Here is a 25,670-nt window from a genome sequence, read left to right on the forward strand (position 1 = left end):
GAGCGTAGGACTCGGCATCAGCGACGACAAGGGCCCATTGCCGCCGTACCCCTTGCGGGATCGACCGCGGTCCGCTGAACTGACGCTCCGTCAGGGATTGGCGCTGGCTCGTGGAGGCGTTCATGCGGACGATGTGGCTCAGCGGCGCCGAGTGGCTGGCCGTCCTCCGCGTCGGCCTCGGTCTGTGGTGGCTGGAGAGCTGGCGTCACAAGGACAAGAAGACGTGGTTCGACGGCGGCGGCATCCGGTGGGCCGCCGGCATCGCCGACAAGCACCGCTGGTCCTTCGTCCAGTCGGGCTTCGCCGTCGTGGTCGGGCCCCGGCCGCGCGTGATGGCGTACGTGGTCGCGTACGCGGAGCTGGCGCTCGGGCTCGGGCTGATCGTCGGCTTCCTCACGCCGATCGCCCTGGTGTGCGGGCTCGTGCTCAGCCTGGTCTATCTGGTGCTGATGATCGACAACGTCAGTGAGCAGGGCCAGAACCTGATGATGAGCCTGATCGCGCTGGTCGCGCTGCTCGGCATGGGGTGGCAGACCTGGTCACTGGACGCGGTGTTGGGGCTGTTCCGGTAGCACTCTGTCGCGCAGGCGGTAAGGAGAGACCCATGGACCAGGACGCCCACGAAGACGAGGCCCCGACGGCGGAGACCGCGGCCCTGAAGAAGATCCATGCCGCTCGCGCCGAGAGCGCTGCCGCACGGGCGGCGGCCCTCAGCCACTACGTCGAGCGGCACGGCGCCGAGGACGCGAACGCCGTCTGGAAGGCCGCCCACGCCGGACGGGTGGCGGCCCAGGCGTTGGCCGTCCTCGCGGAGAGCGGCCCCGACCCGGCCGCGGACGCGCGATGCGCCCGGAACGCGGCGGCGGCCGCCGCGCAGGCTTCGCAGATGGGGCTGGGTGTCGATACGGCCGACGCCTCCGACGTCGGAGCCTCCGCTCGGGCCGCACAAGCCGCCATCGAGGCAGCTCAGGCCGCGGCGGCAGCGGCGGCAGCCGCGCATCTGGGCGCCGACGCAGCACTCAACGCCGCTGCCGACGAGGCGGAAAGGGCCGCCGTCGCAGCGGCCGAGAGCGCGGGGTGGATCGTCCCCGGCGAGAAGGTGCCTGGCATGGCGACCGGCGTGCGGAGCCCGGAAATGATGTCGATGCTGCACCTGTGAGAGGGCCGCCGAAGGGGCTGTTGAAAGGGCCGCCGAAAGGGCTACGTCGTTTCGGTGCCGGTCCCTCCCCACGTGCGGACCGGAACCGAACGACGCGGACTGTGCCGCCCGCGACTGCCGTGCGGCGACGCGGGACGAGCACCTGCCGGATCCGCCCCTCATGCGAGAGCGGTCCGGTGCATGGCCTCTCCGAACACTGGGAAGGTGATCTGTTCGGACGCAGCGTGTTGGGTTCGCTACTGCTTTGCGATCCTGCCATCCGTGGTGCCCGCGTGAAGAGGGCGCTACTTGTCCGGACTGCATAACTGCTGGTCAGGGCTATAAGGTGAGTTTTCCGGTCCGGATACGGGGGGCGGACGCAGGCCGGAGACGGGCCGGAGACAGGCCGGATACAAGCCGGACGCACAGGTGCGGCAGGGGTCGGAGGGGGAGGCCGTGGGTTCCGAGTCGGGGACGCGTACGGCCTTCGCGGAACATCTCGCCCTCCTGTACGGAGAAGCCGGCAACCCGCCCCTCAAGCGCGTCTCCGAAGCCGTGGCCCGGCTGCAACGGGTCGACGAACGAGGGCGCCCCGTACGCGTCTCCGCCCAGCGGATCAGCGACTGGCGGCGCGCCAAGAACGTCCCGGCCCAGTTCACCGCCCTGGCCGCGGTGTTGCAGGTGCTGATCCCCGAGGCGCGGCGCGAACGGCCCGTACCGGTCTCCGCCGGCCTGTACGACCTGGCCCATTGGCAGCGCCTGTGGGAGGGCGCGGTGGCCGACCCGGTCGTCGGCCCCGGCGCCGTGTCGGTTGCGGACGACCCCCGGCCCGGTGGGGCCGAGGCGTCGGCCACCCCGAACGTGTGCCCGTACCGGGGGCTGGCTCCGTACCGCCAGGAGGACGCCCAGTGGTTCTTCGGCCGGGAACGGAGCACCGAGCGCCTCATCGAGCTGTTGCGCGCGGCGGAGTCGTCGGACGGTGGCCTGGTCATGCTCGTGGGCGCGTCGGGCGCGGGGAAGTCCTCGCTCCTGAACGCCGGTCTGGCGCCCTCGCTGCAGAACGGCGAGCCCGGCGGGAAGGCGACGGGCGGCCGTCACGTACTGCAGCTCGTACCCGGAGCCGATCCGCTCGCGGAGCTGGCCGACCGGATCCCCGAGCTGGCGCCGCACGTCGCCTGCGCGGTCGCCCCCTCGACCGATCCGGCCCAGTTGGCGGGCGCGGTGCGCGAGGCCGTCTCGGCATGGGCGCGAGGGGCGTCGTCGGGCGAATCGGCCCTGCCGGTCATCATCGTCGACCAGTTCGAGGAGGTCTTCACCCTCTGCCCCGACGAGGAGACCAGGCGCGGCTTCATCCAGCTGCTCCACGCCGCCGCCTCCCCCGGTGCCGGCGGAGAGCGCCCTCCCGCGCGCGTCGTCCTCGGCATACGCGCCGACTTCTACGAGGAATGCCTCGACCACCCCGAACTGGCCGATGCGCTGCAACACCGGCACATGGTCCTCGGGCCGCTGACCACGGGCGACCTGCGCCGGGCGGTGACGGGCCCGGCGAAGGCCGTGGGCCTGGAGCTCGAACCGGGGCTCGCCGAGCTGATCGTCCGGGAGGTGAGCGCCGACAGGCCGCGTGGGGCGCACGACGCCGGGGTGCTCCCGCTCCTCTCCCACGCCATGCTCGCCACCTGGCAGCGGCGCAAGTCGGGGAGGCTGACCCTGGCCGGTTACCGCGCGGCAGGCGGGATCCAGGGCGCCGTGGCGGCGACCGCCGAGCGCGCTTGGTCCGCACTCGACCCGGCGGCGCGCACCGCCGCGCGGCTGCTCCTGCTCAGGCTGGTGAAGCTGGGCGAGGACACGCAGGCCACGAGGAGGCGTGGCAACCGGCGCCGGTTGACGGAGGAGTCGACGGACCCGGCGAAGACGGAGGAGTCCCTGGAGTCCCTGGCGCAGGCCCGGTTGCTCACGCTCGACGCGGAGACCGTCGAGATCACGCATGAAGCGCTTCTCCACGCCTGGCCCCGGCTGCGCGGCTGGATCGACGAGGGCAAGAGCGATCACCTCCTGCGCCAGCGCCTGGAGGAGGACGGCCGGGCCTGGGAGGAGTCCGACCGCGACTCCGCGCTCCTCTACCGGGGCTCCCGCCTCGACCATGCCCGGGGCTGGGCGCGGTCCGCCAACGACACCTACCTCACCCGGGTCGCGACCGACTTCCTGACGGCGTCGGCCAAGCTGCGCAAGCGCACGGTCCTTCTCGGACGCGGTGCGGTCGCGGCGCTGGTCGTCCTCGCGCTGCTCGCCGTCACGGCCGCGGTGATCGCCTGGGAGCAGCGCAACGACGCCGTGTTCCAGCAGGTGGTCGCCGAGGCCGACCGGGCCCAGGACTCCGACCCGTCCCTGTCCGCGCAGCTCGACCTGGTGGCCCACCGGCTGCGGCCGGACGACGAGGACACGAAGAACCGGCTGCTCTCCATCGTGAACGCCCCGCTGGCCTCACCGCTGCTCGGCCACACCGGTGCCGTCTACCTCACCTCGTTCAGCCCGGACGGCAAGCTCCTGGCGACCGCCAGTTACGACCGTACGGTCCGCCTCTGGAACGTCGCGGACCCGACGCGGCCCAAGCCCGTGGGCAAGCCCCTGACCGGCCACACCAGTTGGGTGAGCACCGCGGTCTTCAGTCCGGACGGCACCACCCTGGCCAGCGCCTCGGAGGACGGCACGATCCGCCTGTGGGACGTACGGGACCCGTCCCGCCCCCGGCCCTTGGGCGCCCCCGTGGCCGGTCACGGCGGTGCCATCTACCTCCTCGCCTTCAGCCCCGACGGCCGCACCCTCGCCTCCGCCGACGAGGACCACACCGTACGTCTGTGGAACGTCGAGGAGCCGCGCAGGCCCCGGCCGCTCGCCACACTGACCGGCCACACCGCGGCCGTACGCTCCGTGGCCTTCAGCCCTGACGGACGCACGCTGGCGGCAGGCGGCGACGACGGGACGATCAGGCTCTGGGACACGGACGATCCCGGCCGCGCGCGACCGCTCGCCCCGGTGCTGACCGGCCACACCGACACGGTGCACTCGGTGGCCTTCTCGCCCGACGGCCGCACCCTCGCCAGCGGCGGCACGGACCGCACCGTCCGGCTCTGGAGCGTCGTCGATCCGCGCCGCGCGAAGTCGCTCGGCCCACCCGTCACCGGGCACACCGGGCCCATCTGGTCCGTGGCCTTCAACCCCGCCGGGACCATGCTCGCCGTCGGCAGCGCCGACAGCACGGCCAGTCTGTGGAACGTCAGCGATCCGTCGCGGCCCTCGCAGGTGGGCGAGCCTCTCGCGGGCGGCAGCGGAGAGATGTACGCGCTCGGTTTCAGCCCGGACGGGAAGACCCTCGCCACGGGCAGCGGGGACAACAAGGTCCGGCTCTGGTCGGTGCCGACGTCCGACGTGATCGGCCGCATCGGGGCCTTCCGCCCCGACGCGAAGCTGCTCGCCACGGCGGCCGGCGACAACAAGGTCCGGCTGTGGAACGTGGAGCGCCCCGACCGGCCCGTACCGATGGGCAGGCCGTTCAGCCCCGGCGACGGCGACCCGCGCTCCCTGGTCTTCTCCCCCGACGGCCGCACGCTCGCGGTACTGACGGGAACCCACGCGGTGCGGCTGTGGAACGTCACGGACCCGGCTCGTCCCGTGCCCCACGGACCACCGATGGAGCTGCGGACACGGTTCGCGGGGCCCCGGGCGCTCGCGTTCAGCCCGGACGGACGGACCCTGGCGACGGCCAGGACCGACCGAACGGTGCAGCTGTGGAACGTCGGCGACCCGTCCCGCCCCCGCTCCCTCGGCCCTCCGCTGACCGGGCACAAGGGCTACGTCAACGCCCTCGCCTTCGGCACCGACGGGCGCACCCTCGCCAGCGGCAGCGCGGACGGCACCGTCCGGCTCTGGAACGTGTCGGCCCCGACCCGCGCCACCCGGCTCGGCGCCCCGCTCACCGGCCACCTGGGGGCCGTCAACACCATTGCCTACAGCCCGGACGGAAACACGCTGGCCAGCGGCAGCGACGACGGCACGGTCCGCCTCTGGGACGTGACGAAGCCGCGCAGGACATCCCCACTGGGCGCTCCCCTGACCGGCCACACCGACGCGGTCGTCTCCCTGACCTTCAGCCCGGACGGCCACCATCTGGCCAGTGGCGGCAACGACAACTCGGTCCGGCTCTGGGACGTCGCGCGGCCCTCGGAGGCGTCACCCATCGGCCAATCGATGAGCCCCAACGCCAAGACGGGCAGCTTCCTGTCGTTCCGCCCGCACAGCAACATGCTCGGCGTGTCGAGCGGCACGGACACCGTCCGGCTCTGGAACCTGGACACCGAGGCGGCGATCCACCACATCTGCACCACGACGCGGGGCGTCCTGACCCGGGAGAAATGGGATGAGTCCCTCCCCCGCCTCTCCTTCGACCCCCCTTGCGACAACTGACGCCCCCGGACCGGGTGATACCGATCACATCAAGCCATCCCGGCAGGTCACCCCTGCCACAACACCGCCCGGCACTTGTACCGTTGACCCCGGCCCGATCGCTGATGCATCCCCCGTCGTCAGCGGTCGGGCCTTCTCGTGCGCGGCGTCAGTGACGTCCACTGCGCGCGGGCGGGCGCCGGGACGATCTACAGCGGCTGGTCGGGCCAGTCCAGCAAGCGCGCCCCGATCACCGCCGTCTGCAGCGTGTACCTGTCCCCCGGGTCCGACGGGTCCGCTCCCGTCAAGGTGTGGATGCGTTCCAGGCGGTACGTGAACGCCCGCACGCTCAGGGACAGGCGGCGGGCCGCCTCCGCCGCCACGCAGCCCGCGTCGAAGTACGCCGACAACGTCAGCAGCAGGGGGGTCGCGCCGCCCCGGGCGCCTCGCAGCGGGCCCAGTACGTTGACCACCAGGTCGATCAGGGCCTGGCGGTCGCGGTTGAGGACCGGGTAGACCAGGAGGTCCGCGGCGTGGAGGACCGGGTCGGCGAGGTTCAGGCGGTCGGCCAGTTCCAGGGTGCTGAGGGCTTCCTCGTAGGACTGGACGACGCCGCTGGGGCCGGGCTGGGAGCGGCCGATGGCCACCTGGCCGCCGTCCGTCGTGACGTGGGCGTGTTTGGCGAAGAAGGGGAGGATCTCGGGCTGGTCGCCGGGGGCTATGCAGACCAGGCGGCCGTCCTTGGTGGTCAGGAGGACCTCTCGGTCGCCGAAGCGGGAGATCATGGCGCTCTCGACGGCCCTCGGGACCTCGTCGCCCTCGTCGTACGCCGCGTCCCCCTGGGCCACCGCCACCGCGTGGGCGTGGGAGAGGCGCAGGCCGAAGCGTTCGGCGCGCTGGGCGAGCTGGCCCAGGTCGCTGCGGCCGTAGAGGAGGTCGTCGATGAACTCGCGGCGGGCCGTGACCTCTTGGCGCATCGCCTGGCGCTGGGCGCGCTCGTAGCCCTCGACGAAGGCGTCCAGGGCCTGTTCCACCGCCGACATGACGTCCACGGCGTGCACACCCGCCGCCGTCGGCCAGTTCGTGCGGGCCTCCGCCAGGTGCGCCGTCATCAGTCCGCGCAGGCGCACGCCCCGTTCCGCGGCGGCCTGGCCGAGCGTGCGGCGGGAGTCGAGTTCGTCGCGGGTCAGGCGGCGGCCCGTCGACGACGCCTCCGCCACCAGACGCGCGAAACCGGACAGGTAGGTGTCGACGACCGTGGTCTCGTCGGTCATGGTCGTCGCCCCCGGTCTCCAATATCGTCGCCGCCCCCGCATTTCTAGCGCACGGGTCAGGAGCGGCTCTGTGTGGGGGGCCACGGCTAGGGCCTGTCTTCGCTGGTGGGCACCGCTCGGCTCAGCGTCGTCTCGATCGCCGCCATCCGGTCCGCGAGGAGGCCGAGCGCCGCCACCGCCCGCACCGCCGGGTCCGTGTCCGCGCCGCCGAGCGTCCGGGCGCGGACGTACGCGCGCTTCAGCTCCGTCCAGCGCGACGCCTGGGCACCGGTCAGCGTGCCGCGCAGCTCCGCCAGCTTCAGGAGGTTCGACTCGGCGCCGGTCGCCAGGGTCTGCGCCTCGCCCTGGTAGTGGTCGTCGATGAGCGCGGCCAGTTCCGTCTCGTTCATCGCCGGGTCGATGCGTGCCGCGATCTTGTTCATGTTGCGGTACGAGCCCTGGAGCTGGAACGGGGGTTCCGTGCGCGCGTCGCCGCTCTGCGCGGCCGACGCGATGTACGCGGCGTTCACGGCCAGGACCGTCTCCCTCGCCGCCAGGAGGTGGCGCAGGACCGCGACCACCCGGTCCACCTCGGTCGCCGCGTACGGGTGGGTCAGCTGGTCAGGGCGGGCCGTCGGGTCGCCCGAGGCCAGGCGGACGAACGTGTCCACGTCCGCCCTGTCGCGGCCGGCCAGCGGGGCCAGGTGCGCGTTGGCCGTCAGCGCGTTCTCCACGAAGCTGAGCGCGAACGCGTCCCCTTTGCCGGTCAGGACCGAGCCGAGGTTCCACACGTCGGCCCGGTTGGCGAGCATGTCGGGGACGCGGAAGCGGGCGCCCGACTCCGTGTACGGGTTGCCCGCCATGCAGACGGCGAAGCGCTTGCCGCGCAGGTCGTACGTGCGGGGCTCGCCGTTCCACACGCCGGTCATGCGGCGTTGCGCGTCGCACAGGGAGATGAACTGCTGCAGCAGCTCGGGGGACGTGTGCTGGATGTCGTCCAGGTGGAGGAGGACGTTGTTGGCGGCCTCCAGAGCGAAGTTGATCTTCTCGACCTCCCGGCGGGCCGTCGCGTTCGGGGCCTCCGCCGGGTCCAGGGACGTGACCGTGTGGCCCAGGGCCGGGCCGTTGATCTTCACCAGGATCATGCCGAGCTTGTCCGCCACGTACTCGATCAGCGTCGTCTTGCCGTAGCCGGGCGGCGACGTCAGCATCAGCAGGCCCCCCGCCGTGCCGAGCTGTCTGTGCAGGCTGTCGCCGATCAGGGGGAGGTAGACCTCGTCGATCAGGCGGCTGCGGACGAACGACGGCAGGACGTGCGGGCGGTGGTCGTCCACGCGCAGGCGGGTGCGTTCGGCGGTCGCCAGGTCGGTGCGCAGGCGCTGGTAGGCGCGGAAGCCGGGGACCACGTCCGTGCGGAACCGGCGGGTGCGCGCCAGGAACTCGTCCAGGCGCAGGGTCAGGCGGCGGCCGTCGATCCTGGGGTGGGTGCCGAGGAGGCCGTCCACCGTCGCCGTGAGCGGGGCGTCGGCGTCGTAGTGGCGCAGGTCGGGGCAGAGTTCCACGGCCACCGCCTCGGCGAGGTCCGCCGCGTGCTCGTCCGCCATGCCGGCTGCCGCCGCGTGCTCGTCCGCCAAGCCGCCTGTCGCCGCCGCGTACGCGGACAGCCACGCCTGCGCGAGGGACCGGCGCGCCGCCAGATCCGTCACGGCCGCGAGATCGGCCTCGTAGTCCCCCGAACTCCCGCTCGCTCTGCGGAACTTGTCGAGGAACACCCGCACCCCGGGCGAGCGGGCGAAGCCCTCGGGGCCCGTCGTCAGCTCCTCGAAGAGGTACTCGGCGGCGGCCTGCGCGTCGTCGGCCGTCATGCGCGCCGCCGCCTCCGCGCACCAGGCGTCGATCCCCGGCGCCGAGCCGAACGTGTCCCGGGCGCGCGCGAGGGACCGCGCCCGTCGCGTCCACTGCTCGCGCTCCTCCCGCGTCGTCGCGTGCGCCCAGAACAGCTGGGCGGCGGCGCGGGCCGCCGGGGTGTGGCGGAGCACCCCGGCGCCGGAGTGCAGGCGCAGCAGCTCCGTGAGGACGAGGGTGGCGTCGTGGTCGTGGACGCCGCGTTCGTAGCCCTCGTCGTACGCCTCCTCGGCCGCCGACCGTACGAGCGCGGGCAGGTCGTCGGCCGCCGACAGGTGTTCCGGGCCGTGGTCCGCGAGGAGGCGGGCGGCCAGGTGTTCGGCGCGGTAGACGTCCGCGTTCTCGGAGGGCAGGGACTGGCCCCAGTAGGGCGCGAAGGCGGCGAAGTCCGCGTCGTCGACCGGGGACCGGTAGTCCGTTCCCGTCAGCGCGAACGCCATCGCGTCGCCGTACGGGACCAGGGTCAGCTCGTGCGGCTGCGCGTTGACCGGGAACGTGTGGCGGCCGAGCCGGATCGTGGTGCCGCCGTCGGTGTAGAGGTCGGTGCGGTCGCGCAGCGCGCGCAGGGCGTCCTGGCGGACGGTGTCGAGCCGAGTCTCCAGCTCCTCGGCGCGGACCTGGTCGCCGAGGTCGCGCAGGTCGGCGACGGTGCGGCGGGCCTTCGCCACCATCGGGTCCGACGCCAGGTACGTACTGATGGCGTCGAGGCCGCCGAGCGCGGACAGGCGGCGGGCCACCGAGTCGAGGATGCGGTCCGCGGAGCCGGCGAGGCGTTCGGCGTGGCGGGCGCGGGCGTCGGCGAGGGTCTGCTTGCGGGCGGCGAACGCCTCGTGGACGGCGATGCGCTTGGTGTCGAGGTCGGCGAGGAAGTCGTCCGACTCGGCGAAGCGGCCCTCCAGGGTCTCCACCTGGAGGAGGAGGCGGGCCAGTTGGTCGTCGCAGGCGTCCGGGGTGGTGGCCACCGCGAGGGCGCCCGTCACCGCCTGGCCGAGCAGGGAGAACTGCGCCGCGAACTCGGCCCGCCCCTCGTGCGCGGAGAGTTCGCGGCGGCGGGCGTCGAGGGTGGCGCGGGCGCGGTTGACGCCGGCGACGACCTCGGCGATGCGCTCCAGGACGTTCGTGCGGACGGTCGCGTCGTCGATGTCCAGGCCGCCGAGCACGTCGGTGACCGTGTGGAGCCGCTCGGCGAGTTCGTCGACGCGGGCGGTGAGCGGGGCGGCCTCGGCGGCGGTCCCGATCCGTCCGGCCTCCGCCTCGATCCGTTCGAGGTCGCTGTGGTGGGCGGCGAACGAGTCCGGGCGGGCCAGGAACGTCACCGCCCGGCCGCCCGCCGCCGCGATGTCCGCGGCAAGGTCCTCGGCGAGCACGTCGACGCGCTCGGTGTCGGCGTAGCGCAGGTCCTTGAGGGTGAGCAGGTGGCCTTGCGCGCGGCGCAGTTCGGTGAGCCGCTCCACCCACTCGGTCGCGGTGCGGGGCGCTTCCCCGCGGACGCGGCGGACGAGGGTGGTGGCGCGGGCCTCCGCCTCCGCGAGCGCGTCGGCGGCCTGCCGGGTGAGGGCGCGGACGGTCTCGTACTCGGTGAGGATCCGCTCGGCCGTCGCCCGGAGTACGTCGATCGCGTGGCGCAGGGCGGCGCCCACGTCCTCGCCCAGCCAGGGGTACGAGTCGCCGGCGCGCTCGCACGCGGCGGCCAGCGCCTCGTACGCCGTCGTGGTCGGCGTCGCCGCCGCCTCCTCGGCCGTACGGCTCAGGGCCAGGCAGTCGGAGATGCCGCGGACGAGGTCGGCGTTGCCGATACGGGCCAGCTCCTCGTCGGCGACGCCCCCTTCGAGCGCGTACGTGTCCGCCGTGAACGGGGTGGACCAGAGCTGGGCCGGGTGCACGCGCGCGGGCTCGTCGCTCCCGGCGGTCGCCGTCTCGTCGCGGAGCAGGACGAGCGTGCCGTCGTCGAAGAGGGCGTGGCCGCGGCCGGTGAGCGGAGCGGTGATCTCCTTGCGGATCAGGTTGTACGGGAGCAGGACCGTGCGGCCCTCCACGCGCGCGCGGAAGACGTAGAGGACGTCCTCACCGTTGGGTGAGCGCACGGTCCGCTCGTAGGCGAGGTGGGTGGTGTCCAGGCCGTCGAACGTCTTGTGCGCGCCCGTGGCCAGGCAGTATCCGCCCGCGAAGACGACGCCCTGCTCGTCGGGGAGCGTCCGGCACCCCTGGCCGATGCCGTCGAGCCGGACGACGGTCCGGGTGAGGGTGTTGAAGACCAGATGGCGCCAGGTGTCCTCCTTGTACGGGCGGACCCGGACGATGAGGAGCGCGCCCACGCGCGCGTGGGCGATGTCGGCGTCGGCGAGGGACTGCAACGGCTCGTCGACCGGTTCCGCGTGGATGCCGTCGGCGGACTCGGTGTCGTCGTCGGCCTTGACGGTCAGCGCCCCGCCGACCGTGGACACGTAGATCGGCAGGCCGTCGCCCTCCCCGCCGACCGCGACGTGCGGGTGGCGGCCGAGGACGTGGTCCGCGCGCGTCGACTCCCGCCAGGTGAGGTCGTGGGCGGGCGGCGTCACGTCGTCGCGGTCGCCGCGCGCGTCGAGGAAGCGGGCGCCGCTGCCGTCCGGAGCCAGCTCCCAGCGCAGGACCCGCAGGTCCGTGGCGCGGTCGCCGGTCTGGAAGACGGCCAGGAGCTTGCCGTCGAGGACCCGGAGCCGGAGCAGGCGGCTCTGCCGGTAGTAGCGGAAGAGCGCGGTGAACTCGGCGACGAACGCCGGGTCGTCGAGGAGGCCCGGCACCGTGTCGTCGGGCAGCCGCGCCAGGGTCTGGTCCGGGGTGTGCAGCGTGAAGACGTCGGCGACCGCGGGCGTACCCGTGCCGAGGACGTCCCGCAGGCCGAGCAGCAGGGCACCGCCGACGGCCACGACGTCCCGGGCGAGGCGCGGCTCGTCGGTGCGCAGCCCGCCGGTGCCGGTGAGGGTCAGGCCGACGGAGCCGAAGGCGGCGGTGCGGCGCTCGTTGAGCTGGGCGGCGTGGGTCGCCAGGTGGCGGGCCTGGGTGGTGAGCCGGGCGCGCAGTACGTCGTACGTACCGGCGTCCAGGCCGGTGTCCGCACCGGTGGGCGCACCGGCGGCCGTATCGGTGGGCGCACCGGCGGCCGTACCGGCGACCGTATCGGTGGGCGCACCGGCGGCCGTACCCGTCTGCGCACCGGTCTCCATGTCCACCAACGTCTTCTCCTGTCCGATGTGATGGCCGGGGCCGCCGACCCCCGTACGGCGTCCCCGGCCGGTCTGTGCGGTGCCGTGCTCGCGGGGTCAGACCCGCGCGGAACCGTTCAGCTTCAGCTGGTCGAGCGGCAGGTCGGCGACGCCCAACTGGCCTGCCTTGTCCAGCAGTTCGCGGAGCTGCCCGGCCTGCTCGCCGCCCCCGCCCTTCATCAGCTTCATCAGCAGCGCGGAGACCGTGAGGTTCTGGACGTCGCCCGTGGAGACCGAACCGAGGATCTTGGTCAGGTCCTGGGTGAAGTCGGCCGAGCCGTCCAGCCACGGCTTCGCGAGGACCTGCGCGGTGTCGGAGTGCTGGACGAAGGAGTCGACGCCCTTGCCGAGCGCGATCGAGGAGACGATCCGGTCGAAGAAGGCGGACTCGCCGCCCACGATGTTGATGTCGGCGTTCTCCAGGCCGGTCGCGAGGACCGTGGCCTGCGCCTCGGCGACCTGGCGCTGCACGTCGAGCCCGGCGAGCCGGATCTCCTTCTCCGCCTGGAGGCGCAGCCGGTACTCCTCGTGCCCGCGCGACGCCTCGTCGAGCGCGGCCATAGCGGCGGCCTTCTGCGTGATGCCCTCGGCCTCCGCCTTGAGCTTCGCCTCGATCGCGGTGGCCTCGGCGAGCGCCTGCTCGCGGGCGCCGAGCGCCTCGGCGCGCATCCGGGCCTCGGTGGCCTCGGCCTCGGCGCGGCCCGCCTTCTCGATGACCTCGGTCTCCTTGTCGCGCACCTGCACCTCGGCGAGTCCGGCCGCCGCGCTCTCGGCCTGGATGCCCTCGGCGAGCCGCAGCTTGGCCTTGGCCTCCAGGTCGGCCGCCTTCAACTGGGCGTCGGCGAGCGTCAGTTGCTCCGCCGCGCGGTGCGTGGCGGCCTGTTCCGCCGCCTCGGCCGCCTTGATGTCCTTGACGAGCTTCTCCTGCGCCTCGGCCTCCGCCGCGATGATGACGGCCTGCCGCCCGCGCTCGGCCTCCTCGACCGCCCGGAGCTTCTTGATCGACTCCTCCTGCTCGGCGACCGTACGGTCCACGGCGACGCGCTCGCGGATGACCTCGGCGATCTCGCGGCGCTCCGCCTCGACCTCCTTCTCGGCGGCGATCTGCGTCAGCCGGGTCTCCCGCTCCCGCGCGATGACCTCCAGGAGGCGGTCCTTCTCGATGCGCTCGTTCTCGACGGCGATGACGCGCTCACGGTTCTTCTGCGCGACGGCGACCTCGCGGGCCTGGTTCTCCCGCTGCACCCCGAGCTTCTCCTCGGTCGCGAGGAAGGCGCCCTGCGAACGCAGCCGCTCCTCCTCGACCACCCGCGCCGTCTCGGCCTCCTCACGGGCCCGTACGGTGTCGATCTCCCGCTTCTGCTTGATCTCGGCGTCGGCCTGGCGGCGCTCCAGTTCGAGGATGGTCTCGCGGGCGTCGACGTTCTGCCGGGTGATCTCCTTCTCCTCCGTGCGCTGGAACTCGTTGGTACGCACGTGCTCGATGGCGGTCAGCTCGGTGATCTTGCGGATGCCCTGGGCGTCGAGGACGTTGTGCGGGTCGAGCTGGCTGAGCGGCGTCTGCTCCAGGTAGTCGATCGCCGCGTCTTCGAGGTGGTACCCGCTGAGGTCGACGCCGATGACCTCGATGATCCGGTACCGCAGCTCCTCGCGCTTGGTGTAGAGGTCGGTGAAGTCCATCTGCTTGCCGACGGTCTTCAGCGCCTCGGAGAACTTCGCGTGGAACAGCTCCTGCAGCGTCGTCTTGTCACTGGCCCGCGCCGTGCCGACGGCCTGGGCGACCTTGATGACGTCGTCGACGGTCTTGTTGACCTTCACGAAGAACGAGATCCGGATGTCGGCCCGGATGTTGTCCTTGCAGATCAGGCCGTCCTTGCCGGCCCGCGTGATCTCGATGGCCTTCACCGAGATGTCCATCACCTCGGCCTTGTGCAGCACGGGCAGCACGACCTGTCCGGTGAAGGTGACGTCCACCTTGCGCATCTTGGAGACGATGAGCGCCTTGCCCTGCTCCACCTTGCGGAACAGACGCGTAAAGATCAGCAACAGCACGACGGCGACGAGCAGGACAGCGGCGACGGACACGCCGATGCCCACAGTGGTGGCATCCATGGTGAAGTCCTCTGGTTCCAGGGGTGATCGAGACCCCGAGCCAATGAAGGAGGAAGAAAAAAAGGGGGAGGAAGGGCGAACCCGACTGCCCGCGGGTCTACTGCCGCGCAGGCCTAACGTTCGTCAGGGGCCGGCCGGCCCTGAGGGCACACGGCCGCATACGGGGTTCCGGCGGGACCGGCGAGGCGCTTCCCCATGTCCCCGCCCCCCTTCACCGTGCCGTCGGCTCGGCTCCACCCCGGCACCGACCCCGTTTCCGGGCTCCGGCACCGGGGCTGGCCCCCCGTTTCTGCCACGGCCATCCTGGCGCAGGACAGCGGTGTCGCGCATTGCCGAGACCCGGCAATCTTTACGCGTTCTTGATGCCGGGCGCCGACACGCCCGTCATCTCACCGCTCCCGCCACCACACCGGTCAGCGCGAGCGCGAAAGAGGCTCCGCCCCAGGCCAGCGCGTGCCGTATACAGCGATATTTGGTCCAGGCGATCCGGGACACGGCAGCGAGCTGGCTCAGGGTGCGAAGCGCGAGGTCGGTGTGGTGCAGCCGCCATTCCAGGTGCGCGATCGACACCGCGAGCCTCGTGTCGCCGAAGTAGTGGCTCCGGCGGTCGTGGGGACGGCCGAGCCGTGGAAGCACGGCCAGCCCCAGCAGGACGAGCGCCGTCGCGCAGGCGGCGCCGCCCGCGCACAGGAGGAGCAGCGGAACCGTGCCGTACCGGCGCACGGCGATGTCCCCGCTGCCGATGGCGGCCAGCACCGCGGTCGCCGCCCCGGCCAGGAACGCCAGCATGAGCGCGGCCTTGTTGTCGGCCCGCACGACCTCTTCCCGCGCCTCGGCCAGCAGGACCCTGGCGAGTTCCGCGCCGGTGTCGGTCGTGACGTCGATGTCCGGGACCGTGCCGTCCCCGCCTCGCGGTGTGGTCACGCTTCCCCTTCCTGTGCGTCGGTGCGAACGGCCGCCCCGGCGTGCGGGGCGGCCGTTCGTGCTCCGTGTCGGTCCGGGTGCCGGGTCAGACCGCCGACGAGCGGCGGATCTCGTCCTCCAGCGCGTTCACCGCCTGCCGGGTCCGGATGTTCATGGCCGCCGTGTGTTCCCGCAGGGCTGCCTCGGACTCGGCCCGGTGGCGACGTACCTCGTGCTCGATGGCGTCCTGGGCGATCTCGATGTCCGCCATGGCCCGGTGCTCCGCGAGCCGGACCTCGGCCTCGTGCACCCGCACCCCGCTGTTGCTGGCGCTGGACAGCATCTGGTCGTAGGCGGACTCGCCGCTCATGTACTTGACCAGGACGGGAAGGATGTCGAGGACGATGAAGAGCAGGCGGACCAGCCAGATGCCGACGAACAGCACGGGGTTGCCGGTGGCGAGCTGTTCGAGGGCCCGCATCCGTTCCAGGACCCCGATCTCCTTCTGTTTGGCGCGCTCCACCGCGAGGCGCTGCTCCACCCCGTCGGCCCGTGCCTTCAGGAAGTCGCCGCGCGAGGCGGTCTGCCGGCTCTCGATCTCCGAGATCCGGCCGTTCATGGTGGCGAGGCGGCTCTCGTTCTCCTCGGTGCGGTGGGTCGTCCGGTAGTCCTGTGCCTTCTCGCGCAGGCGCAGGCATTCCGACGTCCGCTGGTACAGGCCGGTGGCCGCCATCCGGATCAGCCGGCGGCACTCGTCCCGTACCTGGTTGTCGAGGGTCTCCAGGCGGTTCGTGTCCCGGTCCACCCGCGTCTGCAGTGCGGCCGCGTCCGTGCGCAGCGCGCTCAGCTCCCCGGCGCGCTCCCCGGGCGACGTTCCGAAGGACAGTACGTACGTCTTGTCGCAGCCCTCCGGGGTGACGGTGCGCGTCGTGGTGGGCACCGGGTTGCAGCGCACGAGGTTGGTGCGCAACTGGTCGATCCTGTCCGTGCGTTCGTCGGCGACGCGCTCCTCGATGGCCGTCTGGAAGATGCGCAGCACCAGCGGTTCGGCGATCACCGCTCCGAGCAGCACGGCGACGAGCAGACGCATGAGGAGAGGCGCGGCCCGTCGTCGCGCGTTGGGCTGCGGGGTCACCAGCCAGCGGTCGAGGTTGAGCACGAAGAGCAGCCAGATGACCGTGGGCAGGAGCGCCACGGCCGAGACCCCGCCCAGCGCCTCGGTCGCGAAGTTCCACATGGAGAACGCGGCTATCACGGCGGTGCCGAGCACCACGCCGCCGAGGGCCGTGTACTTGCTCCGCTCGAACCGGACCCGGTTCAGGAGCTCCTCGTCGACACCGGTCAGGGTGCGCAGGGCGCGGCCCGCGTCGAAGTCAGTCAACGAGATCGTCCTCATCCTTGACGAACCCGTTGTGCGGGTCGCTCGCACCGTCACGGACCGGTCCGGCGGCCCGGGACGCCGGGCCCGGCTCGACCATGTGCGCGGTGCCGGCCCCGGTGACGGCGGCCGAGGCGGACGGCCCGCCCGTCTCCCGCAGGACCTGTTCGAGCACCTGGTGGTAGTCGACGTACTCGCTGCCGCCCATCTGCCGAAGCAGCGTCAGCAGCATGTCGCGGCGCATCTGCGCCTCCGCCGTCTCGCGCGCCTGGGCGTGGGCCCGGTTCGACGCCTCGATCGTGTCGCGGCGGGCCACGTCCTGCGCCGTGTTGCGGTGAATGCGGGCGGCGGCCTCGGTGACGTCGATCTCGTTCCTGGCGATGCCGAAGGCGTCCACGTGGTCGGAGCCCTGCGCGAGCAGCTCCGCGATGCGCAACGCGTCCTGTGTCTCGAAGTCCCGCTGTCCGCGCTGGAGTTCCCAGGAGCGCCGCTCGTCGCGCAGCTTCTGCTCCCAGTCCCGCAGGTCGTCGGAGGCGTGCACCTCGGCGCTGACGAACTCCACGTTCATGCCCGCGACCCGGGGCGGCACGATCGCGCTGTACGCGGTGATGCGGTGGCTGACCTCCGTACGCACGGCGTTGACCTCCTCCACGCGGTGCCCGGCGCTGACCCTCGGGAGGTCGGCGTCGCCCATGAGGTAGGCGCGCAGCGGAACGGCGACGTCGATGACGCCCTTCCGGGCGATGACAACGGGGTCGGTCACCTGGCAGGTGAAGGAGGCCCGCACGGTGAACCGGTCCGCCTCGCTCACCGAGGGGAGCGTGCGCTCCACCTCGACGAGGCGTGCCCGGGTGTCCACCAGGCTGACGGAGGACGCGTCGAGCACGTCCGGGTGGGACGGGTCGAACACCATGCCCTCGGGGAAGGTGCGGTAGTTGCCGCCCACCCTGAAGACGTGGACCGCACCGGGCGGCAGGGGAGGCACATCGTCGCGCTGGCGGCGCCGAGACCACCAGGCTCCCTGGACCGTGGTCAGGATGTGCTCGGCGATGACCGGGTAGTTCACTTGCTTCGTCCTCCTTGGGCGGAAGTGACGTGAGGGGTGGATATCGGGGGGCGGGCGCCGCGCCGCGGGCCCGCCGGGGCATGGCCGCGCAGCGATCCGAGGAGCACCTGTGCCAGTTCCTCGGCGCCGGGGATCGCGAAGTCGGGGTGGCGCAGGGCGATGGACAGGTGACGGCGCAGCGCGGTCCACTGCTGTCCGCTCATGGCGCTCCGCATGGACTCGCCGAGTGCGTGGACGGCCCCCGTGACGGCCGGTTCGTGCCGCAGCTGGACCAGCGTCCGGCACAGTGCGCGCATGGCCCGGCCCCGGTTGCCGCTGTGCAGGGCGTCCGCCCACAGGGAACCGAGGTGGCGGGCGCTGTCCGGGACGCCGCGCAGGAGCGCCGCGGCGACGGGTTCGACGGCGTAGAGGCTGTCCGCCTCCAGCAGGTGCACGGTGGTGCGCAGCGCGATGGACCGCTCCGGCGACCTCGGGGCGCTCCTGGCGAGCGCGGTCCGCAGGTAGCGGAGGAGGAACAGCGCCCGCTCCGCGTCCTGTTCGGCGGTCTGGAACAGCAGGACCAGCGAACGGTGCGCCGCGAGGGCGACGCGTTCCCCGCGCATCGTCAGGAACGAGAGCCAGTTGAGCGCCTCCAGGCGGTAGAGCGAGCCGAGACGGCCCGTGAACGCCATGGCCGCCGTCACGGCGCGGCCCTGACCGCTGCAGTCCGTCCAGCCGACGGCGATGTTCCGGGCGTGCGGCGCGAGATCCTCGGTCTCGCACATGAACTGGAGCGTCAGCGCGGCGGTCACCCGCTGGTTCGCGACGCCCTCGGACCAGACGTGCAGCATGTTCTCGTCGACGTCGGCGAGGGCGTGCCGGGCGAGGACGGCGACGCCGCGGGCCACCTCCGTGCGGGTCGCCAGGTCGCCCTGGACCGTCAGCTCGCTGAGCCATTGGCGCAGCGGGTACCAGAGTTCGTAGCCGTAGAGGTCGTGCAGCTCCTTGATGACGAGTTCGCGGACGCGCGGCGACGTGAACACCAGACGGCGCTCACGGCGCCCGACGCCGTCGGCCGACTCGATCCGGTGCTCGGTGCTCACGAGCCCTGTGGCCCGCTCCTTCCAGCGTGCGCGGGACTGCTGCGCGACCGCGCCGCCCCCGCCCGCCGCCTCGCCGGCCCGCTCCGCCGCCGGTGCCTCCCCGCTCTGCTCCCACGCGCGCACATGGGCGGTGAGCGAGGCGCACTCCTTCTCGAAGGTGCGCTGCGGAATGCCTTCGAGGAAGGCCAGGGCGGCGAGCGGGATGAGGTCGTCCGCGTGCGGTTTGCGGACGAAGAACTGCTGGACGAGGTCCTGGTGGCGGTCGCGCAGGCTGTTCAGCGCCTCTTCCGCGCCCTCGTGGGCGAGGATCGTGGCGGCGTCGACGATGTCCTTCGGCCGCCGCTGTTCGGCGACCCGCTTCAGCAACTCCTCCTCGGTGTCCGGTTCCAGGGCCCGGTACGGCAGCTCGCTCCGGCACCGCTCGAACAGCTCCAGGGGATCCGGTGCCTGCCACGGCACGCAGTGGTCCCGCAGCGCCAGCCGCCGACGGGTCGCCTCGCCCGCCGTGATCACCAGGTAGGACCCGTGGCGGCGCAGCTCCGCGCTGAGCCGGCTGATCTCGTAGGCCTGCACGGCCTCGACGCGCAGCTCGCCGACGTAGTCGAGGATGACGTAGCCCTGCCCGCGCTGGAGATCGCGCGACGCGGCCAGGTCCGCCAGGGCGTTGCCGGGCGACAGGCTGCGCAGCCGGGCGGCGGGTCCGAGCACCTCCCTGAGCAGGGCGAGGGAACCGGCGCGGCGACCGCAGTGGTCCTCGCCCACCAGCACCACCAGGGCGTGCTCGCGCAGGCTGGTCAGTGCCTCGTCGAAGCAGGGCCGCACGCGCTCGTAGAACCGCAGGGACCGGTCGGCGTCCTCGGGCTCGATGGTGCCGGGCGAGAGACCCGCGGAGCGGGCGCCCCCGAAGCCGAACGCGGCTCCGGAGGCGTCGACCATGCCGTAGAAGTTGTTGCTGACCAGTTGCTGGACCTTGCGCAGCTCGTCGTAGCCGCGGCCGTCCTCCGCACGCTCGTCCCGCTCCTTGCGTCCGGCCGGCGGCCCGTCCGGTGCGGCGGCCGGGCCCCGGCCGCCGTCGTCCGGCTCGCCCCGGCCGCCGTCGGCGTCCTCGGGACCGGCCGGGGGACCGTCCTCGTCGGGCGGGGGCACGGGCGGTACCGCCGCGAGACCGGCCCCGTCCGGTTCGTCACTCACCGGCGCTCCCGAATCCGAAGTTCGCGCCCCTGGCGTCCACGGACTCGGCGAAGTTGGTCACGCTGATGCGGTCGGCCCGGTACTCCTGCCGGCCGAAGCCCGCCCGGGGCCCGGCCCCGCCCGCGGCGGCCGGATCGCTCCGGTCCGCCGCGGGCTCCCCCGTCGCGGGGGCCGCGGGCTCCCCCGTACCCGCGGCCCCCGGCTCCTGTGCGGCAGTGGTTCGTGCGCCCGGCGTGGGAACCGGTGTGGGAACCCACAGCCAGGCCGTCGCCGCGTACTCCTTCACCTCGACGGTGACGCGGTCGAAGTCGTCGGGCGACAGGGTCGTGTGGCCGCCCCACACCGTGGAGCGGAAGACGTCGTCGGACAGCAGCAGCGCCAGGTCGGTGCCGGGGTGCGCGGCCAGTGCCTCGTAGAGCGCTCGCGCGTTCAGGAGACGGGCCGTGGCCACCACGGCCGCTCCGGCGAAGCCGTTGTCGGCCACCTGCACGAGTCCCTGGTGGATGACGGCGCGCAGGCGCATACGGGCCGAAGGGAGCCGCTGCGCGTTGTAGTGGCGCAGTTCGGCGACGAGGTGGCGGACGTAGTCGTCGACCAGTCGCGGCTCCTCGCCGTCGACGGGCCGGATCGCCAGCTGCTCGTCGCCCTTGCGCTGGATCTGCCAGGTCGCACGGTCCAGGCCCGCTCCCCAGGCGGCCTGGTCGAGGATGCGCGGCAGATCGTGCTGGATCTCGGACTGCCGACGGTCGTTGTTGCCCCCGTAGGCCTGCGCGTCGACGGCTATGCAGGTGCAGGGTTGGAAGTAAGGCCTCGCAGCCACCCGATCTTTTCCTCTCTGGGCAGGCGGTGGGCAGTCACTGCCCACGAAGTGCTGCCCGAGAGGTTATGAGCGGGGCCGCGGAGCGATTCCGTATCAGTACGGGTTGTCCGCGAATACTTTCGCGAATTCAAACAGTTTCGGGACGTCACAGATTGTTATGTTCCGGTAATGCCGTTCCACCAGGCCCTGTGCCGTCAGCGCGGCCAGATTCTTTTCCGCGGTGTTCAGTTTGAGGCCGGCGAGCGAGGCCAGCTCCTTCTGCGTCAGCGTCACCCCGAGGTCGCACCGGGTGGCGTGGGCGTCGGGCGCGGGTTGCGCGTACGCCTGGCACAGCTCGGCGAGGACCCGCGCGAGGCGGGTCAGGAAGTCGTAGGCCTGGAAGTCCACCCGGCGCCGGTTCGCCCAGCGCAGCCGGGCACAGATCATGCGGAGGATGGCCAGGGTGGCGTCCGGGTGCCGGGCGAGGAATGCCTCCAGGGTCCGCATCTGGATGATCCGCGCGGTCACGTCACCGCACGCGATCACCGTGCCGGACCTGGGGCGGTCCTCGAAGGCCGCCATCTCACCGACCAGATCGCCCCCTATGCGCACGGCGAGCAGCATGTCGTAGCCGCTTTCGGCGCTGGCCACGACTTTCACGACACCGCTCGTGAGCAGCAGGACGTGGCGGCTCTCTTCGCCCTGCTGCAGCAATGTGCGGTGCGCCGGATAATTGATCAAGGTGCCTTGGCTCAGCAGCTCTTTCCGTGTCGTCTCGCGCAGCCGGCCGAGAAATGTCGATGCTGGCCATACCCGTTCCACGCACGCCCCCCGCAATGTCACTCCGTGGCGCAGCGCGTCACCGTTCAAGTGCCCGTCCATGCTGCCGTCGCGGCGCGCCGTGGCAAGCGCGCGGGAAGGGATGTGGCCGGTTTACTTGCCTGGACGTCGGGATTGGCCGAACGCTTTTCCTCGGGCGGTCCCGCTCCGCGTCGGCCGCGGGCCCCGGCATGTACCCTTGAACACGCAAGCGAAGGGGAGTAGCCCCGCGAACCGGTCGTCGACACACTGGAACCCCCGGGTTCCCGGTGGCCGGGCCCGGACCGTACGCGGTTGGGGTGGGCGAGACCTTCGACCAGGCAGAACGACAGACGCGTAGGGATACGTGTCTCGACACGTAGGGCCTACGTGTCTCGCTGCCGGGTCGAGTGGTCCTCTCCGCGCGGCGGGTGGGGTGCACGGACCCGGCCCGCACAGAAAGCACCCGCACATGCATCTCGACCCCCTGGCGATCATCACCGCCTTCGGGCTGATCTTCCTCGCCGAGCTGCCGGACAAGACCATGTTCGCCTCGCTGGCGATGGGCACCCGGATGAAGCCGCTGTACGTGTGGTTCGGCACGTCCGCCGCGTTCATCGTGCACGTCGCCATCGCGGTGGGCGCCGGTTCGCTGCTCGGGCTCCTGCCGGACTGGATCGTGAAGGTCGTCTCGGCGCTGCTGTTCGCGTTCGGCGCGTTCATGCTGCTGCGCGGGGGCGACGACGACGAGGACGACGAGGCGGGCGCGAAGACCGTGACCGGGTTCTGGCCCGTCTTCGGCACCGCGTTCACGGCCGTCTTCATCAGCGAGTGGGGCGACCTGACGCAGATCACCACCGCCAACCTCGCCGCCACCAACGGCACCTGGTCCACGGCCATCGGCTCCGCCGCCGCCCTGATGTCCGTCTCCGCGCTCGCGCTGGTCGCCGGGCGGTTCATCGCCAAGCGGGTGCCGCTGAAGACCGTGCAGCGGATCGGCGGGGCGTGCATGCTGCTGCTCGCCGTGTGGACGGTCGTCGAGATCTTCATCTGATCCGGCCCCGGCCGCAGGTCACCCGCGTACGCCCCTTGTCGATACAGGAACGTATCGCATACGTTCCTGTATCCGACGCGGCCGATACGGACGGCGCAGGAGGCGCAGGAGGCGATGATGCCGGGGACCCCGACCAAGCGCCGCGCCCGTACGCGGCAGCGGCTCCTCGACGCCGCGCTCGACGTGTTCGCCGAGGTGGGGTTCGGCCGCTCCACCGTCGAGCAGGTCTGTGACCGGGCCGGATTCACCCGCGGCGCGTTCTACTCCAACTTCACCTCCCTCGACGAGCTGTTTCTCGCCTTGTGGGAGGAGCGCTCCGCGCGGATGCTCGGCGATGTGCGCCGCGCCCTTGCCGGCATCGACCCGGCCGACCCCGAGACCGCCGTGCGGGCCGCGATCGCCGCGGCCCCGGTGGACGACGCCTGGTACCGGATCACCGCCGAGTTCACCGCGCACGCCCTGCGCAACCCGGGCCTGCGCCGCGTGATGGCCGCCCGCGAGCAGGCGATCCGCGACGCGGTCCTGCCGGTGTGCGTGAGCGCGCTGCGCCGCCTCGGGCGGCGGGTGACCGACGAGCGGGCCCTCGGGGACGCGCTCGTCGCCGTCCACGACGGCACCGCCGTACAGGTCCTGCTCCAGCCGGACGACGACGCCGTACGCGCCCGTCGCGAGGCCCTGTTCGGATTCGTACTCGACGCCTACAGCACACCCATGGAGAGCGCATGAGCGAGACCAAGGGCACCGGAGCCAGTGCGGATGTCATCGTCGTGGGGGCCGGGCTCGCCGGGCTCGTCGCCACCTACGAGCTGACGCGCGCGGGCAAGCGCGTCGTGCTCGTCGACCAGGAGAACGCGGCGAACCTGGGCGGCCAGGCGTTCTGGTCGCTCGGCGGCCTCTTCCTGGTGGACAGCCCCGAGCAGCGCCGCATGGGCATCAAGGACAGTTACGAGCTGGCCCTCGCCGACTGGCTGGGCTCCGCCGGGTTCGATCGCGAGGTCGAGGACCGGTGGCCCCGGAAGTGGGCCGAGGCGTACGTCGGTTTCGCGGCCGGCGAGAAGCGCGACTACCTCTACGGGCTCGGGCTCAAGGTCACCCCGAACGTCGGCTGGGCCGAGCGCGGCTCCGGCACCGCCACCGGGCACGGCAACTCGGTGCCCCGCTTCCACATCACGTGGGGCACGGGCCCCGAGGTCGTCCGCGTCTTCCGCGAGCCGGTGCTCGAAGCGGCCGCGCGCGGGCTCGTCACCTTCAAGCACCGGCACCGGGTGGACGAGCTGATCGTGGAGGACGGGGCCGCCGTCGGCGTGCGCGGGACGCTGCTCGCACCGTCCGACGCGGGGCGCGGCGTCGCCTCGTCGCGGGAGACCGCGGGCGACTTCGAGCTGCGCGCCCAGGCCGTCGTCGTCACCTCGGGCGGCATCGGCGGCAACCACGAACTGGTCCGCAAGAACTGGCCCGTCGAGCGGATGGGACAGCCACCCGAGTCGATGGTCACGGGCGTGCCCGCCTACGTCGACGGGCGGATGCTGGAGATCACCGAGGGCGCGGGCGCCTCGATCGTCAACCGCGACCGCATGTGGCACTACACCGAGGGCCTGAAGAACTGGGACCCGATCTGGCCGGGCCACGGCATCCGGATCATCCCGGGCCCGTCGTCGCTCTGGCTGGACGCCACCGGCAAGCGGCTGCCCGCGCCGCTCTTCCCCGGGCACGACACGCTCGCCACGCTCAAGCACATCACCGCCACCGGGCACGGCCACACGTGGTTCGTGCTGACCCGGGCCATCGTGGAGAAGGAGTTCGCGCTCTCCGGGTCCGAGCAGAACCCCGACATCACCGGCAAGGACCTGAAGCTGGTGCTGCAACGGGTGAAGAAGGGCGCCCCGGGCCCCGTCCAGGCGTTCCTCGACCGCGGCGAGGACTTCGTCGTCCGGCGGAACCTGAAGGACCTCGTCGCCGGGATGAACGCGCTGACGCCCGAGACACCCGTCGCCTACGAGCAGGTGGAGCGCGAGATCGTCGCCCGCGACCGGGAGGCCGAGCACGGGTACGGCAAGGACCTCCAGCTCATGGCCGTCCGCAACGCCCGCGCCTACCTGCCCGACCGCCTCACCCGCGTCGCCAAGCCGCACCGCCTCCTCGACCCGGCGCAGGGCCCGCTCATCGCCGTCCGCCTGCACGTGCTGACCCGCAAGACGCTCGGCGGACTGGAGACCACGCTCGACTCCCAGGTCGTCCGGCCCGACGGGGCCGTCTTCGACGGGCTGTACGCGGCCGGGGAGGTCGCCGGGTTCGGCGGCGGCGGCGTGCACGGCTACAACGCGCTCGAAGGGACCTTCCTCGGCGGCTGCATCTTCTCCGGTCGGGCCGCCGGTCGCGCCCTCGCCAGGAGCCTGGCGTGAGCCCCCGCGGCACGGCGCTGGTGACCGGTGCGTCGTCCGGGATCGGGGCGGCGGTCGCCGCCGCGCTGGTGCGGCGGGGGTACCGGGTGTACGGGACCAGCCGTGACCCGGAGAAGGTCAAGTCGCCGGTTTCCGGGGTCACTTACCTCGCGCTCGATCTCGCCGACGAGAGCAGCATCGAGGCGTGCGCGGCCGCGGCGGGCGCCGTGGACGTGCTCATCAACAATGCGGGTGAGTCGCAGAGCGGGCCCTTCGAGGAACTGCCCATGGACGCCGTCCGGCGGCTGTTCCAGCTCAACGTCTTCGGGGCCGTCCGGCTCAGCCAGCTTCTCCTTCCCGGGATGCGGGAGCGCGGGCGCGGGCGGGTCGTCATGGTCGGCTCCATGCTCGCCAGCTTTCCGCTCGCCTACCGGTCGTCGTACGTCGCATCCAAAGCCGCGATCAAGGGGTTCGCGAGCGCGGCGCGGCGGGAGTACGCGGCGTACGGGGTCGGCATCACGACCGTCGAACCCGGCTCCATCGCCACGGGGATCAGCGAACGGCGCACGCAGTACGTGGGGGCGTCGTCGCCGTTCCGGGAGGCCTACGACACGATGCTCTCCGCTCTGAACCGGAACGAGGCGTCCGGGATCTCCGCCGAGAAGGTGGCGGCGAAGATCGTGGCTGTCGTCGAGGCGCGGCGGCTCCGGGCGTTCTATGCGGTGGGGAGCAATGCGCCGGTCGTTTTCGCGTTGCGGCGGGTGCTGCCGCGCGGGGCGAGTGAGTTGATGGTGGCCCGGCGTCATGGGCTGAGGTAGGTCCGGCCCCCGCCGTGGGGCTTCCCATTGGTGCGCGACCACCCGTCACGTCGTGGTTGCTCGCGCAGTTCCCCGCGCCCCTGAGAGGGCGCACGCAGTGCGCATCTCAG

At 72.3% G+C, this 25,670-nt stretch carries 16 protein-coding genes; 7 read left to right on the forward strand and 9 right to left on the reverse strand.

Annotated elements, in window-relative coordinates; translation table 11 throughout:
- The first annotated feature begins 122 nt into the window (after positions 1–122).
- The 3 genes from C1N81_RS23065 (at position 123) to C1N81_RS23075 (ending at position 5,599) form a co-directional block, all read left to right on the forward strand.
- Entirely contained in the window at positions 123–572 is a 450-nt protein-coding gene (locus C1N81_RS23065) for a DoxX family membrane protein (RefSeq protein WP_394432026.1), read from the forward strand.
- 32 nt (positions 573–604) lie between these two features.
- Positions 605–1,159, forward strand: coding sequence for a hypothetical protein (locus tag C1N81_RS23070; protein WP_394432028.1), 555 nt, complete (start codon positions 605–607; stop codon positions 1,157–1,159).
- Positions 1,160–1,594: 435 nt separating this feature from the next.
- A complete protein-coding gene (locus C1N81_RS23075) occupies positions 1,595–5,599 on the forward strand; it encodes an nSTAND1 domain-containing NTPase (RefSeq protein ID WP_394432030.1) in 4,005 nt (1,334 codons plus the stop codon).
- 188 nt (positions 5,600–5,787) lie between these two features.
- On the opposite strand, the gene C1N81_RS23080 is transcribed toward C1N81_RS23075, so the two are convergent.
- From C1N81_RS23080 to C1N81_RS23120, 9 genes are all read right to left on the reverse strand, one after another.
- Positions 5,788–6,852 (reverse strand): PucR family transcriptional regulator, encoded by a 1,065-nt coding sequence (locus tag C1N81_RS23080; protein WP_394432032.1) that lies wholly within the window; start codon positions 6,850–6,852, stop codon positions 5,788–5,790.
- 86 nt (positions 6,853–6,938) lie between these two features.
- Positions 6,939–11,939, reverse strand: coding sequence for a DNA repair ATPase (locus C1N81_RS23085; RefSeq protein ID WP_394432035.1), 5,001 nt, complete (start codon positions 11,937–11,939; stop codon positions 6,939–6,941).
- A 96-nt stretch (positions 11,940–12,035) separates the two neighbouring features.
- Positions 12,036–14,090: a flotillin family protein gene (locus tag C1N81_RS23090; RefSeq protein WP_394432037.1), complete on the reverse strand. Its 2,055-nt coding sequence runs from the start codon at positions 14,088–14,090 to the stop codon at positions 12,036–12,038.
- A gap of 384 nt (positions 14,091–14,474) precedes the next feature.
- Complete coding sequence (locus C1N81_RS23095; RefSeq protein WP_394432039.1) at positions 14,475–15,014, reverse strand: Pycsar system effector family protein; 540 nt, start codon at positions 15,012–15,014, stop codon at positions 14,475–14,477.
- A gap of 85 nt (positions 15,015–15,099) precedes the next feature.
- Positions 15,100–16,374 carry a DUF4407 domain-containing protein gene (locus tag C1N81_RS23100; RefSeq protein WP_394432041.1) on the reverse strand — a complete coding sequence of 425 codons (1,275 nt, stop codon included), beginning with the start codon at positions 16,372–16,374 and terminating at the stop codon, positions 15,100–15,102.
- Entirely contained in the window at positions 16,367–17,437 is a 1,071-nt protein-coding gene (locus tag C1N81_RS23105) for an SPFH domain-containing protein (RefSeq protein ID WP_394432043.1), read from the reverse strand. The genes C1N81_RS23100 and C1N81_RS23105 overlap by 8 nt, the downstream gene beginning before the upstream one ends.
- Entirely contained in the window at positions 17,434–19,710 is a 2,277-nt protein-coding gene (locus C1N81_RS23110; RefSeq protein WP_394432045.1) for a hypothetical protein, read from the reverse strand. The genes C1N81_RS23105 and C1N81_RS23110 overlap by 4 nt, the downstream gene beginning before the upstream one ends.
- The gene (locus tag C1N81_RS23115; RefSeq protein WP_394432046.1) at positions 19,703–20,530 is read right to left on the reverse strand and encodes a hypothetical protein; all 828 of its coding nucleotides are present in this window, start codon (positions 20,528–20,530) and stop codon (positions 19,703–19,705) included. The genes C1N81_RS23110 and C1N81_RS23115 overlap by 8 nt, the downstream gene beginning before the upstream one ends.
- 93 nt (positions 20,531–20,623) lie before the next feature.
- A complete protein-coding gene (locus C1N81_RS23120; protein WP_394432048.1) occupies positions 20,624–21,379 on the reverse strand; it encodes a Crp/Fnr family transcriptional regulator in 756 nt (251 codons plus the stop codon).
- 400 nt (positions 21,380–21,779) lie between these two features.
- Between C1N81_RS23120 and C1N81_RS23125 the strand changes: the two genes are divergently transcribed.
- The 4 genes from C1N81_RS23125 (at position 21,780) to C1N81_RS23140 (ending at position 25,560) form a co-directional block, all read left to right on the forward strand.
- A complete protein-coding gene (locus C1N81_RS23125; protein WP_394432050.1) occupies positions 21,780–22,361 on the forward strand; it encodes a TMEM165/GDT1 family protein in 582 nt (193 codons plus the stop codon).
- A gap of 114 nt (positions 22,362–22,475) precedes the next feature.
- Positions 22,476–23,087: a TetR/AcrR family transcriptional regulator gene (locus tag C1N81_RS23130; protein ID WP_394432052.1), complete on the forward strand. Its 612-nt coding sequence runs from the start codon at positions 22,476–22,478 to the stop codon at positions 23,085–23,087.
- Entirely contained in the window at positions 23,084–24,763 is a 1,680-nt protein-coding gene (locus tag C1N81_RS23135) for an FAD-binding dehydrogenase (RefSeq protein WP_394432054.1), read from the forward strand. The genes C1N81_RS23130 and C1N81_RS23135 overlap by 4 nt, the downstream gene beginning before the upstream one ends.
- On the forward strand, positions 24,760–25,560 hold the full coding sequence (locus C1N81_RS23140; RefSeq protein WP_394432056.1) for an SDR family oxidoreductase: 801 nt from the start codon (positions 24,760–24,762) through the stop codon (positions 25,558–25,560). The genes C1N81_RS23135 and C1N81_RS23140 overlap by 4 nt, the downstream gene beginning before the upstream one ends.
- The last annotated feature ends 110 nt before the right edge of the window (positions 25,561–25,670 follow it).

Source organism: Streptomyces sp. SGAir0957, from assembly GCF_043523415.1.